Here is a 14,430-nt window from a genome sequence, read left to right on the forward strand (position 1 = left end):
GTTAAGCCCTGCGTGCAAATCTTAGCGTTGTGAGCTGGAACGGCCGCAGTTCCAGCTTCACCGACGGCGATTCCGCCCGGCGGACCGCGGCACCCTCGACGGGCCGCTCCAATAGGTCGGTTTCGCCCACCGAGGTGAATGCGAAGCCGGCCGTGAGAGTTCCCCGGGCCCGCGTCCCGTGTGCCTCGTAGAGTCGCACGACGACGTCGCCGCTGCCGTCCTCGGCAAGCTTGACCGCCTCGATGACGAGCGCATCGGAGTCGACGGTGAACAGGGGAGCGGCGTCCGGGGCGCCTACGCCCTCAACGGTCCGCAGCGGCAGGTTGAGCCGGTACCCTTCGCGCACCGCCTCAGGAATTCCCGCGCCCACCCGCAGCGACACGTTCATCAGGTGCCGGCCCTGGTCGGCCGTCGGGTCCGGAAAGGTCGGAGCCCGCAGCAGCGACAGGCGCACGGTGGTGGTCGATCCCCGGCCGGTCGAGGACGAGCGCGCGACGTCGTGGCCGTAGGTCGAATCGTTCGCCACGGCCACCCCATAGCCGGTTTCGCCAACATGCACCCAGCGGTGCGCCACCGTTTCGAAGCGGGCGGCGTCCCAGGAGGTGTTGGCGTGGGTGGGACGGTGGATATGGCCGAACTGGATCTCGGAGGTGGCGCGGTCGGCGTGCACATCGAGCGGGAAGGCGAGCTTGAGCAGTTTCTTCTGTTCGTGCCAGTCGACCTCTGTCCGGATGTCGAGCCTCGGCTCGGTGCGGTCGAGGGAGAGGAACTGGACCACCCGCGAGGCACTGAACTCCCGTTCGATCCGCAGCGCGGGGCCGCCGGGCCCGTCGATGACCCGCAGGTCCGTGAGCTCGGTGAGGTCGCGCGTGTTCCGGCGGTAGTGCTCATCGATGTCCCAGGCGTCCCACTGGGTGGGAGTGTCGCGGTGCAGCTGCAGGAGGTTCGCCGCTGTGCCGCCGGGCACCAGCTCCCGCCCGGCGGCGATGTCCCAGACGGAGCGCACCAGTCCGGTGCCGTCAACGAAGACCCGGACCGCGGCGTTTTCGAGGCGGTAGCCGCCATCGGCCGCGCTGATGGTGCCCGCGCCGGGATGCCGGTCCTGTGCGGCGGCAGACAGCGCCGGGACGCCGTCGACCGGGTAGGGCGAGGCGTTGAGCACGGCGGTGTGCGGTCCGGTCCCGAGGAGGCTGCGGGCGGCGCTGTCGATGATCGCCCCGAGCCGTACCGCCACGTCGGCGTAGTTGCGCTCGGCCTCCTGGTGGACCCAGGCGATGGAGGAGCCGGGCAGGATGTCGTGGAACTGCTGGAGCAGCACCACCTCCCAGATCTCCCTCAGCTCCTGCTCCGGATAGGCGGCCCCGGTGCGCACGGCCGCCGTCGTGGCCCACAGTTCTGCCTCCCGCAGCAGGTGCTCGGAGCGCCGGTTGCCGCGCTTGGTGCGGGCCTGGGAGGTGTAGGTGCCGCGGTGGAACTCAAGGTAGAGCTCGCCGGACCAGACCGGAGGCTGCGGATACTCCGCCTCCGCGTCCTCAAAGAAGGCCCGGGGGCTGGAGAGGGTCACCGTGGGCGATCCCTCGAGGGAGGAGGCCCGCCGGGCGGCGGCGATCATCTCGCGGGTCGGTCCACCGCCGCCGTCGCCGTGGCCGAAGGGGACCATCGAGGTGGTGCCGATACCCTTTTCCGCGTACTGGCTCTCGGCGCGGGCCAGTTCCTCGCCGCTCAGGGTGGAGTTGTAGGTGTCCACGGGAGGGAAGTGGGTGAACAGCTGAGTGCCGTCGATGCCCTCCCAGCGGAACGTATGGTGCGGCATGGTGTTCGTCTCGTTCCACGAGATCTTCTGCGTCAGGAACCAGCGCGCCCCCGCGGCGGCCATGATCTGGGGCAGAGCCGCCGAGTAGCCGAAGGAATCGGGCAGCCACACCTCCTCGCACTCGATGCCGAACTCCCGGAGGAAGAAGTTCTTGCCGGCCACGAACTGGCGCGCGAGGGCCTCCCCGCCGGGCAGGTTGGTGTCGGATTCGACCCACATCCCTCCGACAGGAACGAAGTTTCCGGCGGCCACTTTTTCTTTCACCCGCTCGAAGAGCTCAGGGTAGGAGGCCTTCAGCCACGCGTACTGCTGGGCAGAGGATGCCGCGAAGACGAAGTCCGGGTTTTCGTCGATGAGGTCGCACACGTTGGAAAAGGTCCGCGCCACCTTCCTCACGGTCTCCCGCGTCGGCCAGAGCCAGGCGGAGTCGATGTGGGCGTGCCCGACGGCGTGGAGCCGGTGCGCGCTCGCCGACGCGGGCTTGGCGAGGGCCGGCGCCAGGATGTCCCGGCCCAGCTGCGCGGTGCCCGCGACGTCGTCGGGGTCCATCTCATCGACGGCCCGGTCGAGGGCGCGGAGGATCTCGGCGCGCCGCTGGGAGGACGCGGGCAGCTGCCCGAGCAGTCCAAGCAGGGCGGCGAAGTCCTGCTCCAGCTCCCACACCGTCAGGTCGAGCAGGCCGACTTCGATCTGGGCGAGGCGGTACAGTCGAGCGTCTCCGGCCGTGGCCTTGTCCCCGTAGGGGGTGGGGATGAACAGGAAGTCCTGGGCCACGTTCGGGTTCGCCGCGGCCTCGATGTAGAGGTCGATGGGCTCACCGAACCCGGCATCGAGCCGGACGCCGCGGTTCAGGGGCTCGACGGCCTTCAGGATGCGGCCCGACGCCGAGTACACCGTGCCCTCGGCCTGGAATCCGGGCTGCGCCCCGGTGAAGCCCAGGTCGACGACGAGTTCGACCCGGGTGTCCTGTTCGTCCGCCCAGGCGGCGGGAATCTTCCCCTCGGCGTGGAACCAGACGGTGCCCCACGGCTTGCCCCAGTACATTCCGTGCCCGGCGGGGGTGAACTCGTTGCGCACCGCCTCCTCGAAGGGGACGGGCTCGTCGGGCACCTCCCAGGAGCTGAGGGTGAGGGAGGAGGTGCTTCGGTAGAGGGCCGGCTGGACCCGTTCTCCGCGGAAACGCCGGATGCGGGCCTCGACGAGGGGGCTGTCGTAGTGCATGGAGGGACCTTTCGGGTGCGTTGGGCCGGGGGGAACCGGCAGTGGCCACAGGCCACGGGGAAGTGGAGCCGGGGCGGTCAGCCCTTGATCGCCCCGGCTGTGGCGAAGGAACCGCCGATGCCCTTGGTGACCAGGATGTAGAGGACGATGACCGGAATCGAGTAGAGCAGGGAGAAGGCCGCAAGCTGCCCGTAGGCGACGCTTCCGTACTGGCCGAAGAAGTTGAACACCGTCACGGCGGCGGGCTGTTTGTGGTTCGAGAGCAGCAGGATGAAGGGGATGAAGAAATTCCCCCACGCCTGGATGAACACGAAAATGAAGACCACGGCGAGGCCCGGGCGCATCAGCGGAACGACGACGGTGCGGAGCGCCCGCATCGCGCTCGCCCCGTCGATCCAGGCGGCCTCCTCGAGGCTGACCGGCACCGAGTCCATGAAGTTCTTGGTCATCCAGATCGCCATCGGCAGGGAGGTCGCCGCCATGAACAGGGCGACCGTGGCCACGCTGTCGAGCTGACCCAGCCTGACGAACATGCTGTACACGGGGACCATCATGGCGGTGATCGGCAGCCCGGTCCCGAACAGCACCCCGTAGAGGAACGGCTTGTTGTACCGGGCCTGGTAGCGGGACAGCGGATAGGCCGCGAGCACCGCGGCCAGCACGGTGATGACGGCACAGCCGGCCGAAAGGAGGAAGCTGTTCCACAGCGGCCACAGGGTCTGCTCCGGGGTGAGGACCGCGGAGAAGTTGGCCAGGGAAAACTCCGCCGGCAGGTTCAGTGACGCAGTTGCCTTCGTGTCGAGGGACGCGAGGAGCAGCCAGGCCAGCGGGAGCAGGAAGCAGGCCGCGACCGCGAGCAGGACGGCCGAGGAGACTCCGCGTGAGATCGACCGGCGCGGTGAGGCGATGGAGGTGGTCATGAATTGTCCCCCGGTTTCAGAACTCGGATGTAGAGAATGGAGAACACCGCGCCGATGAGCAGCATGACCGTCGCAATGGCGGTGCCGTAGCCGACCTTCCCGAGCCCGAAGGCCTCGGCGTAGGCGAAGATCGGCAGGGTGGTGCTGCGCTGGTTTGGTCCGCCGCTCGTCATCACGAAGATCAGGGTGAAGACGGACAGTGTCTGCAGCGTGATGAGCATCAGGTTGGTGGAGATGCTGTTGCGGATCATGGGGATGGTGACGTAGATCAGGCGTTTCCATCCGCCGGCGCCGTCGATGACGGCGGCCTCGGTGATCTCGGGGGCGACGTCGTTCAGTGCGGCCTCGTAGATCATCATCGAGAACGCTGTGCCCCTCCAGATATTGGCCAGGATGACGGCGGCCATCGGGTAGGTGAAAAGCCAGTCGACCGGCTCCGCATTGACGGCGGCGAGCATCCGGTTCAGCGTTCCGTCCGAGCTGAAGAAGGCGTAGCAGGCAAAGGCCGCCACGATCTCCGGGAGGACCCACGCCGTCACCACCGTCGTCGCGACGATGGAGCGGACGGCCCTGGGCGCCGCGGCGGTCAGCAGGGCCAGCCCGAGGCCCAGGAAATTCTGTCCGATGACCGCCGAGAGGAGCAGGAACACGACGGTCAGCCACAGGGCATTCGGGAAGTCGGGGTCCGTGATGAGCGCAAGATAGTTGTCGAGGCCGACGAACCGTGGGCTTGATGCCGCGGTGCCCGACAGCGAGGCGTTGGTGAAGGATCCGTAGACGGACCAGATCACCGGGCCGAGCATGAACAGCGCCAGCAGGACGACGGCGGGGACGAGGGGCACTGCGCGCCGCAGGGAGCGGCGCGCAGTGGGGGTCCGGCCCGCGGCGGCCGGGCGCCGCGCAGCCTGCGGAGGCCTCCCGGCCCCGCCGGTCCGGGTCGGGGTGGCTGTCACTTCTCGATGACGTTGTCGTCGCCGACCAGGTTCCGGACCGCGTCGTCGTAGGCGTCCGCCGCTTCCTCGACGGACTGTTCCCCAGTCATGACGGCCTCCATGGCCTGCTGGATGCTTCCCGAGATTTCGGGGTAGTCCGAGGTGGTGGGGCGGTAGTGGGTCACCTCGACGAGGTCGCTGAAGAACTTGCTGACCGGGCTGGACTCGGTGAAGGAGGGGTCTTCGGCGACGTCGCTGCGCACCGGAACCTGGGAGGCGTCCTTGTTGAAGGACAGGGTGTTGTCCTTATTGAGCGCCGTGCTGATGAAGTCGAAGGCCATGTCGGGGTTCTTGGTGTTCGCCCCGACGGCCAGGGTCCACCCGCCGGACATGCTCGTCGCGCCGGGCTCCTGCCCGTTCTGCGTCGGCATGGGGGCGACGGCCATGACCTCGGACCACTCCGGCCAGGGGGCGGGCCCGGTCTCGAGCCAGGTCCCCGCGATCCACGAGCCGTCGATGGAGGCGCCGACCTTGTTGGTGGGGTAGCCCTCACCATTGAGCTGCTGGTAGTAGTTCGAGTCGAGCGCCGTGGCGACCTCCGGGCCCAGGCCGCCGACGTAGACATCGGAGATGAACTGCAGGGAGTCCCTGAACCCCTGGGAGCCCACGACCCACTTGCCCTCCTCCGTGTCGTACAGGGTGTCCTCCGTGCCGTAGAGGAGCATTTCAAAGCCCTGCATTGAGGCTGCCTCGCCCATGCCGGTGCCGGAGTAGATGTTGAAGGGGACGGCGTCGGGGATGGCCGCCTTGATCTTCCCGGCGGCGCTGAGGATGTCATCCCAGGTCTTAGGCTCCCACGGCACGTCGAGCCCGGCCTCTTCAAACACCTCGGTGTTGTACCAGAGGGCGCGGGTGTCGGTTCCCATCGGCACCGCGTAGGTCTTTCCGTCGGCACCCAGGCCGGCCTGCTTGGCGCTGTCGATGAATGACGAGTCCCAGTCCTCCCACTCGGCGAGGTACTCGTCCAGGGCCAGGAGGTAACCCGCTTCGGCGTCGGGCCGGACGCGGAAGCTGTCCTCGTAGAAGACATCCGGCGCCGTGTCGGGCGAACGCTGCATCAGGGCGAGCTTGGTGGCGTAATCGTTCTCCTCGGCCTGGATGGGCTCGAGCTCGACGGTGGATCCCGGATTGGCCTCTTCGAAATCCTCCTTGGCCTTCTTCATCAACTTGTCCACCTGCGTGTAGGTGGCGGTTGTCTGATAAGCCACCGTGATTGACTTGTCGCCGCCCTCGGTGTCATTGCCCGCCGGCGCGCAGCCCGAGGCCGCGAGAACCAGGAAGGGAATGGCGGGCGCGGCCCAGAGAACTGACTTTCGCATGGTGCTCCTTTGCTCCATTGAGAACCCGCCGGGGATTCTGCAGGTCGCCTTTGGCCAGCAGGAGGACGGCGGGTGACGACGGAGGTGAAAGTAGTGCCCGTCGTTGCGATAAGTAAAGCGACTTGATTAATTCCTGTCAACGGTTTCCGGTCGCTTCTTTTGCCCCGCGGACGGCACCCGCGGGGCACATCCCGCGCCGAAAGCGCACCTCGCCACACTTCGCGGGCACCAAGGGGTGGTGAGCTGCGCACTCGACGGGAAGGGGCAGCGGGAAGGGGCAGCGGGAAGGGGCGGCGGGAAAGAACGCACCTGGGTCCGCCCGCTCCCGTCGAGACTGCGCGTCACCACGCTCCGCGGGAACGAAAGGGTGGTGAGGTGCACATTCGACGGGAAGGGGCACACGTGGGATCCCCCTGCTCCCGTCGAGACTGCACGTCACCACGCTTTGCGGGCGCCGAAAGGTGGTGAGCTGCGCACTCGGCTGCGCACGTGGCCGGAGGGTGCCCTTCAGGCGCAGGGGTCAGCCGAAGAGGGCTGTCTGGGCGCCGGAGGCCGCAGGCGACACGGCAGGGGCGAGGCCGCGCGCGGCGGCCTCCCGGTCGAGGAGCCGGCGCTTGACTTCGAGGCCCCAGCGGAACCCGCCCAGGGTGCCGTCGGTGCGGACCACCCGGTGGCAGGGCACGAAAAGGGCCGCCGCATTGCGCGCACAGGCTGCCGCAGCCGCCCGGACGGCGGTCGCCCTGCCGGTCAGCGCAGCGTACTGGGCGTAGGTGACCGGCTCGCCCGCCGGCACCTCGCGCAGCACCTCCCAGGCGCGGGTACGGAACGGGCCCGAGAACTGGTGGACGGGGACCTCGAGGATCGCCGCGAGGTCGCCGTCGTAGTAGGCCTCGACGGCGTCGGTGATCCGCCGCAGCTCCGCCGGCGCGGCGCTCATCGAGACCGGCTTGAGGCTCGCGTGGATCTGCCCGGTCAGGTCCGCCGTGTCAGCGGTCCAGCCCGAGGCAAGCACCACCCCCTCGCGTTCAATGATGGTGAAGGGCCCGTCCGGGGTGGGGAAGGTGGTGGTCAGGGAAGTCGTCACTGGTTGTCCTTTGATTCCTTGGAGGGGGCCGGGGTGAAAGCGTCGGGGGAGGAGCCCGGGCGGGCAGCCCGAACCCGGCGGGCGCCGGAGGCCCGCGCCGGGATGCCGGAGGCAACCCGCCACAGGTGCATCGTGGCATAGGAACGCCAGGGGCTGACGGCCGACATGGCGTCGGAGAGTGCGGCGGCCGTCTCGGCCCTGGTTGCCGGGCCGGCCGCCGGCCCGCCGGCACCGGTGAGGGCCGCCCACCCGTTCCGGATGGCGGCGTCGTTGCCGAGGTGGATGTCGGTCGCTCCCAGCACCCGCATGGCCACGTAGTTCACGGTCCACGGGCCGATCCCGGGCAGGGGAAGCAGCCGGTCCGCCAGGGACTGCAGGTCGTCCTCCACGCCGAGGCGGATGCTGCCGTCGGCGAGGCCCTCGGCGGTGCGGCGCACCGCCTCGATCCGCCTGGCCGGTCCGCGCAGGACGCTCCCTGCTATCTCCGCAATCTGCGCCGGATTCGGAAACAGCCGCTCGAAGCCGGGTTGGGACAGCACCGAGGGCGTGCCCGCCTCGGCCAGGGAGGTGAGCGCGGTTCTCGCGGCGCTCACGGTGATCTGCTGGCCGATCATCGCCCGGATGAGGAGCTCCGCGGGGTCAACCGCCCCGGGAAGCCGGATTCCGGGAACCGCTGCCGCCAGCGGCGCGAACAGCGCGCTGCCCGAGAGGGCGGCGTCGACGGCCGTGGGATCGGCATCAAGGTCGAAGAGCCTGCGGACCCGGCTCAGGAGCACGGGCAGGTCGCTGAGGCTCTCAAGGCTCAATTCGACCCGCAGACCCCCCGGCGCATCGGTGCCCGCCACGGGGAACGCGCGGAACCAGCCCTGTCCGCCGGGAAGCTGCACCAGCCGGGCGTAGCTTCCGTCGGTGCCCCGCTCCACGCCGGGGAGGGCGCGGGCGGCCAGAAAGCCGAAAATGCCGTTGTCGTAGGGGGCCCGGACCGGCAGGGTCAGGGTCAGCCCCGGAAACGCCGGGGCGGCCGCACCGGTCGGGCGGTCGACGGAACGGCGGGGAGCCCGGCTGAGGGAATCCGCCCCGCGCAGCTGGGACGGCGTGAGGTCGAAGACTTCCTGCACCGTGTCGTTGAACTGGCGGATGCTGCTGAAGCCCGCGGCGAAGGCGACGTCCGACAGCTTCATCGACGTCGCCGTCAACAGCGTCCGTGCGGTCTGCGCCCGGGTGGCGCGGGCGAGGGCCAGCGGGCCTGCGCCGAGCTCCTCACGCAGGATGCGGTTGAGCTGGCGGGTCGAGTACCCGAGCTTTCCGGCCAGGCCGACGACGCCCGAGCGGTCGACCTCGCCGTCGGCGATCAGCCGCATCGAGCGGGCCGCCACGTCCGAGCGCAGGTTCCATTCCGGGGTGCCGGGTACGGCCTCGGGCAGGCAGCGCTTGCAGGCCCGGTACCCGGCCTCGTGGGCTGCGGCCGACGTGCGGTAGAACCGGACGTTCGCCGGCTTCGGGGTCCGTGCGGGGCAGGACGGCCTGCAGTAGATGCCGGTGCTGGAGACCGCCGTGACGAACTGTCCGTCGAAACGGACGTCGCGGGCGTCGATGGCGCGGTACTGCTGCCAGAAGTCCATTGCTTCATCCTGCCAGCTTTCCCGAGCCCAACCTAGCGGGAATCGGACATCATCGTTATGGTCCCAGGTTGGAGGAGGAGGCGGGAGGCTTGCTACCGTAACTGGTTGTGGCCCACCCGTCTGTCCCCGGCGCACCCGCGCCCGCCCCGCCCGTTCCTCATCCTTCGCGCAGCCGCCTGGCCGTGAATCCCCTGAAAGCGGCACCGCTGCTGCTGGGTGCGTTCCTGACCCATCGGATCGACGAGGGGTCGGTGACCGTCCGCATCACCGAGGTGGAGGCCTACCGCGGCACCGAGGATCCGGGCTCGCACGCCTTCCGGGGCCGGACCGCCCGGAACGCCTCCCTGCACGGGCCCGCGGGCACCCTCTACGTGTACTTCACCTACGGCATGCACTACTGCGCCAACGTGGTGTGCGGTGACGACGGCCGCGCCGGGGGCGTGCTGCTGCGCGCCGGGGAGGTCGTCGACGGAATCGAGACGGCCCGGGCCCGCCGCGGAGGGCCTCGAAGCGACCTCGACCTGGCCCGCGGCCCGGCCCGCCTGGCGCAGGCCCTCGGCCTCGACCGCCGGTTCGACGGCGCCGACCTTTTCGCCGCGCCGCTGAACCTCGAGCTGCCCGAGGCGCCCGTAATGGCCGGGGATTATGTCACCGGTCCGCGCGTCGGGCTCAGCGGTCCCGGGGGGAGCGCCGAGTACCCATGGCGCTTCTGGCTGCCCGGTGAGCCCACCGTCTCCAAGTACCGGCCCGCGAAGCCCCGTGCTGCCCGTAAGGTGATGGGGTGAATATCAGCTCGCCGGCCCCCCAGAGCGCCGGTTCCGCACGCGACCTCGTCGAGAAACTCTGCGCCCCGGTGCCGGATTTTCCCCTGCCCGGAATCATCTTCCGGGACCTCACGCCTGTCTTTGCGGACGCCGCGGCGTTCCGCACCGTCATTGACGCCCTTATCGAACCCTTCCAGGGCACCTTCGACGTGGTGGCCGGCATTGAGGCCCGCGGGTTCCTGCTCGCGGCTGCCGTCGGATATGCCGCCGGAACCGGTGTCGTCACGGTTCGAAAGGCCGGCAAACTGCCGCGGGCGGTCCACTCCGAGGCCTACGACCTCGAGTACGGGCAGGCGACGCTCGAGATCCACCGGGACGCAGTCACCCCCGGCACCCGGGTTCTCCTGCTCGATGACGTGCTCGCCACCGGCGGGACCCTCGCCGCGGCCGCGCGGCTCTTTGAGCGGGGCGATGCGGAGGTGGTTGGATGCGGCGTCGTGCTCGAACTCGAGGCACTGGCCGGCCGCGGACTCCTGCCGGGTCGCCGGGTGCACGCGCTGTCAACCCTGTAGGGTTCTGCGCACGTTAATCAGGATAGAATTGACGGTCTGCCTTTCCGGGAGGGAAACCCATCATGCATGAAACGTCCCACGCCAAGAACGAACTTGAGCACGAGCGCGGGTACGTTGACGGCCTGTACCGGCGGCTCGACCAGCTGCGTGAGGAAAAAGCCCGGCAGCTGGCAGAGGTCCGCCGCAGCGCCTCGGCCGGCTCGCACCAGAACCGCTCCGAACGCGACGCTTTTGCCACCATGTACGAGGACCGCCTCGCCCAGCTGAACGCCGTCGACGACCGGCTCGTCTTCGGGCGCCTCGACCTCGACGACGGCGAGGAGCGCTACATCGGCCGGATCGGGCTCTCCACCGAGGACCTCCAGCAGCTGATGATCGACTGGCGTGCGCCGGAGGCGGGAACGTTCTATCAGGCGACGGCCTTCGAGCGGATGGGTGTCCGCCGCCGCCGGCACCTGATCCTCTCCCGGCGCGACGTGGTCGCCATCGAGGACGACGTCCTCGACGCCGGCCTGCTAAGCAACGACGGGTCGCTGCAGGGCGAGGGCGCGCTGCTGGCCGCCCTGAACTCCCGCCGGACCGGGCAGATGTCCGACATCGTCGGCACCATTCAGGCCGAGCAGGACCGCATCATCCGGGCGCCGCTGTCGGGGGTGACGGTCGTGCAGGGCGGGCCGGGCACCGGGAAGACCGCCGTGGCCCTGCACCGCGCCGCCTACCTCCTCTATACGCACCGCGACCGGCTCAAGTCCGCCGGTGTCCTCCTCGTGGGACCGACCGATGCGTTCATGAAGTACATCGAGAGGGTCCTGCCTTCGCTCGGCGAGACGGGCGTGGTGATGGCAGGCATCGGCACCCTGATGCCCGGCGTCACCACCGTTCCCGAACACGACGAAGGAGCCGCGGCACTCAAGGGCCGGCTCGAAATGGCGCAGATCATCCGGAACGCCGTCGCCAACCGCCAGCGCATCCCGGCCGAGCCCCGGCGGCTCAATGTCGAAGGCACGATGCTGACCCTGGCCCCGCGCCAGGTGGCCCGGGCGAGGGACCGGGCGCGCGCCACCGGCAAACCGCACAATGAAGCGCGCGTCACGTTCGTCAAGATCCTCCTGCGTGAACTGACCGAGCAGCTGACCGAGCAGCTTGAGGCGTCCTCCGGCCCGGGCAACAACGCCGACCGGGCCTACCTCGCCGAGGACGTGCGCAGCTCCCGGGACGTGCGGATTGCGCTGAACCTCGCCTGGATGCCGCTCACGCCGGAGAAGCTCATCACCGAACTGCTGAGCAAGCCGGCCCACCTTGCCGCGGCCGCACCGCACTGGAGCGAGGAGGACCGGGCACTGCTGCTGCGGCCGGCCGACGCCCCCTGGACCGAGGCCGACGTCCCGCTCCTGGACGAGGCGGCGGAACTCCTCGGAGAACTCGACGCCTCGGCCGGCAGGGACACCGCCGCGCGCGAGGCGGAGAACCGCCGGGACCTGGCCAATGCCGAACGCACTCTCGAGAACGTCAATGCGTCCCTGGTCGACTCCGGCGTCGACGGCGTCGTCACCGCCGAGGCCCTCGCGCAGCACAATGCTGTTTCCACCGCGCGGCTCAGCGCAGCGGAGCGGGCCGCCGGAGACCGGACCTGGGCCTTCGGGCACATCGTCGTCGACGAGGCGCAGGAGCTCTCTCCGATGCAGTGGCGCCTGCTCATGCGGCGCTGCCCGGTGAAATCATTCACGGTGGTGGGGGACATCGCCCAGACAAGTTCGGCCGCCGGTTCGAGCTCCTGGGACCAGGCGCTCGAACCGTTCGTGGGCGATCGCTGGCAGCTCGAGGAGCTGACGGTGAACTACCGGACTCCGGCGCAGATCGCCGAGGCCGCCGTCCGGATGGCCACCGCGGCGGGGCTGGTGATCTCGGCACCGAAGGCGGTGCGCGAAGGCCGCTTCGCCCCCGTCGTCGACCGGGTGCCCGATCTGATCCCCGCCCTGCTGCAGGCGGTGCCGGAGGAACTGGACATCGTGGACGGCGGGCTGCTCGCCGTCATCGCCCCCGAGGACCAGCTCGACGACGTCCGGCGGGCCCTGACAGCCGAGTACGGCGATCGGGTGGGATCCGGGGCTGGCGGTCCCACCCAGGACATCGTGCTGATGACTCCGCGCGGTTCCAAGGGCCTTGAGTTCGACGGCGTGGTCATCCTGGAGCCACAGCTCATGCTCGATTCGGCCACCGCCCGTGTGGGGGACCTGTACGTGGCAATGACGCGTCCCACACAGCGGCTGCGCCTGATCTCGACCGGCACGATCCCGGAGGGCATCGAGGGCTGATAATTTGGATCCTGTGCCGCAGACGACAGAATCCTCAGATCCGGGCCTGAGCGCCCAGCAGAACGACCCCTCATTCGCCAACGTGTGGCAGGAGCTCCGCTGGCGCGGGCTCGTGCACGTCTCGACGGATGAGGCCGAGCTTGAAGAGCTCCTGGCCGGAGACCCGGTCACCTACTACTGCGGCTTCGACCCGACGGCACCAAGCCTGCACCTGGGCAACCTGGTGCAGTTGCTGCTGATGCGCCGGCTCCAGCTCGCCGGCCACAAGCCACTGGCCCTCGTGGGCGGCTCCACCGGGCTGGTGGGGGACCCCCGGCCCACGGCCGAGCGCACCATGAACACCAAGGAGACGGTGGCCGAATGGGTCGGCTACCTCCAGGGGCAGGTGCAGCGCTTCCTGAGCTTCGACGGCCCGAACGGGGCCCGGATGGTCAACAACCTCGACTGGACCGCACCGATGAGCGCCATCGACTTCCTGCGCGAGGTCGGCAAGCACTACCGGGTGGGGACGATGATCAAGAAGGACATCGTGGCCACCCGGCTCAATTCCGACGAGGGCATCAGCTACGCGGAATTCAGTTACCAGGTGCTTCAGGGAATGGACTTCCTTGAACTGTTCCGCAGCTACGGGTGCGTCCTGCAGACGGGCGGCTCGGACCAGTGGGGCAACCTCACCAGCGGAACCGAACTGATCCGCAAGGCCGAGGGAAAGAGCGTCCACGCCATCGGCACGCCGCTGGTCACCAACTCCGATGGAACGAAGTTCGGCAAGAGCGAGGGCAACGCCATCTGGCTCGACGCCGCCATGACCAGCCCCTACGCCATGTTCCAGTTCTGGCTCAACACCGCCGACACCGATGTCATCGACCGGCTCAAGGTGTTCACTTTCAGGACACGGGCGGAAATCGAGGCACTCGAGCAGTCCACCGCCGAACGGCCGCACCTGCGCGAGGCACAGCGCACCCTGGCCTACGACGTCACCTCACTGATCCACGGGATCGACGCCACCGAGAAGGTGATTGCGGCCTCGGCGGCGCTGTTCGGCCAGGGCGAGCTGGGCCAGCTTGACGAGCCCACTCTGACGGCGGCCACCGCCGAACTGCCGGCCGTAACCCTTCCTGCAGGGACGCCAACCATCGTCGAGCTGCTCACGGCCAGCGGGCTCTCCGCCAGCAATTCGGCCGCCCGGCGGACCGTGAGCGAGGGCGGAGCCTACGTGAACAACGTCAAGGTCACCGACCCGGAGGCGGCCATCGGCGCGGAGGCCCTCCTGCACGGCCGCTACGCACTCGTGCGCAGGGGCAAGCGGACCCTCGCCATGGTCGAGGTCGAACCGGCCTAACCACGCTCCCACCCCCGGAGATCCAACGGTTTTGTGGGGGTGGGTGGGGGATTTGTGTTTGGGGGGTGGGGGTCGTATAGTTATGGAGTTGCCCCGGTGAGGGCGGCGAAACCCACACAAATTTCTGAGGCTTTTCCGGTGTGTGCTGTGCACGGGTCCGGGGTGGTCTTGGTTTGGTGTCTGTTGTTGCGGGTTGGTTCTGTTGTGCTGGTGCCGGTTTGTCCGGTGGTGGTGCGGGGGAGCGGATTTGCGGGGATGGTCGGGTGCGGGTAGGCTTGTAAAGTTGCTCCGGAGCGAGGATGGCCTGGTTTTGTCGGGTTGTGTGGTGCCGGTAGTGCCTGTTGTTTGAGAACTCAATAGTGTGCCAAGTTTGTTGATACCGATTGTTTTTTGATTGGTTGAATTGGCTGGTCTGCCGCATTTGCGTGTGGTGGGCTGGTTTTTTTGGCTGGTTTCGAATTTTGTG

At 68.8% G+C, this 14,430-nt stretch carries 10 protein-coding genes; 4 read left to right on the top strand and 6 right to left on the bottom strand.

Annotation, left to right across the window (positions count from 1 at the left end; genetic code table 11):
- Position 1 precedes the first annotated feature (1 nt).
- The 6 genes from E2F48_RS07675 to E2F48_RS07700 form a co-directional block, all read right to left on the bottom strand.
- The gene (locus E2F48_RS07675; protein WP_133403358.1) at positions 2-3,034 is read right to left on the bottom strand and encodes an alpha-mannosidase; all 3,033 of its coding nucleotides are present in this window, start codon (positions 3,032-3,034) and stop codon (positions 2-4) included.
- 77 nt (positions 3,035-3,111) lie between these two features.
- Positions 3,112-3,954: a carbohydrate ABC transporter permease gene (locus E2F48_RS07680; protein WP_133403359.1), complete on the bottom strand. Its 843-nt coding sequence runs from the start codon at positions 3,952-3,954 to the stop codon at positions 3,112-3,114.
- Positions 3,951-4,907 (bottom strand): carbohydrate ABC transporter permease, encoded by a 957-nt coding sequence (locus tag E2F48_RS07685; protein WP_425455754.1) that lies wholly within the window; start codon positions 4,905-4,907, stop codon positions 3,951-3,953. Before E2F48_RS07685 ends, E2F48_RS07680 begins: the two co-directional genes overlap by 4 nt.
- Positions 4,904-6,265: an extracellular solute-binding protein gene (locus E2F48_RS07690; RefSeq protein WP_246018578.1), complete on the bottom strand. Its 1,362-nt coding sequence runs from the start codon at positions 6,263-6,265 to the stop codon at positions 4,904-4,906. The genes E2F48_RS07685 and E2F48_RS07690 overlap by 4 nt, the downstream gene beginning before the upstream one ends.
- Positions 6,266-6,785: 520 nt before the next feature.
- Positions 6,786-7,349 (bottom strand): methylated-DNA--[protein]-cysteine S-methyltransferase, encoded by a 564-nt coding sequence (locus tag E2F48_RS07695; RefSeq protein WP_246018580.1) that lies wholly within the window; start codon positions 7,347-7,349, stop codon positions 6,786-6,788.
- Positions 7,346-8,971 carry a DNA-3-methyladenine glycosylase 2 family protein gene (locus E2F48_RS07700; protein WP_133403361.1) on the bottom strand — a complete coding sequence of 542 codons (1,626 nt, stop codon included), beginning with the start codon at positions 8,969-8,971 and terminating at the stop codon, positions 7,346-7,348. The genes E2F48_RS07695 and E2F48_RS07700 overlap by 4 nt, the downstream gene beginning before the upstream one ends.
- Positions 8,972-9,147: 176 nt before the next feature.
- Here E2F48_RS07700 and E2F48_RS07705 point away from each other — a divergent pair, with 176 nt between their 5' ends.
- The 4 genes from E2F48_RS07705 (at position 9,148) to tyrS (ending at position 13,964) form a co-directional block, all read left to right on the top strand.
- The gene (locus tag E2F48_RS07705; RefSeq protein ID WP_133403446.1) at positions 9,148-9,756 is read left to right on the top strand and encodes a DNA-3-methyladenine glycosylase; all 609 of its coding nucleotides are present in this window, start codon (positions 9,148-9,150) and stop codon (positions 9,754-9,756) included.
- Positions 9,753-10,307: an adenine phosphoribosyltransferase gene (locus tag E2F48_RS07710; RefSeq protein ID WP_246018584.1), complete on the top strand. Its 555-nt coding sequence runs from the start codon at positions 9,753-9,755 to the stop codon at positions 10,305-10,307. The genes E2F48_RS07705 and E2F48_RS07710 overlap by 4 nt, the downstream gene beginning before the upstream one ends.
- 62 nt (positions 10,308-10,369) lie before the next feature.
- Entirely contained in the window at positions 10,370-12,622 is a 2,253-nt protein-coding gene (locus tag E2F48_RS07715) for a HelD family protein (protein WP_133403362.1), read from the top strand.
- Between the two features lie 13 nt (positions 12,623-12,635).
- Complete coding sequence (tyrS, locus tag E2F48_RS07720) at positions 12,636-13,964, top strand: tyrosine--tRNA ligase (RefSeq protein ID WP_185149800.1); 1,329 nt, start codon at positions 12,636-12,638, stop codon at positions 13,962-13,964.
- Positions 13,965-14,430: the final 466 nt, after the last annotated feature.

Origin of the sequence: Arthrobacter crusticola, assembly GCF_004357995.1 — a bacterium.
Taxonomy (GTDB): Bacteria; Actinomycetota; Actinomycetes; order Actinomycetales; family Micrococcaceae; genus Arthrobacter_D; species Arthrobacter_D crusticola.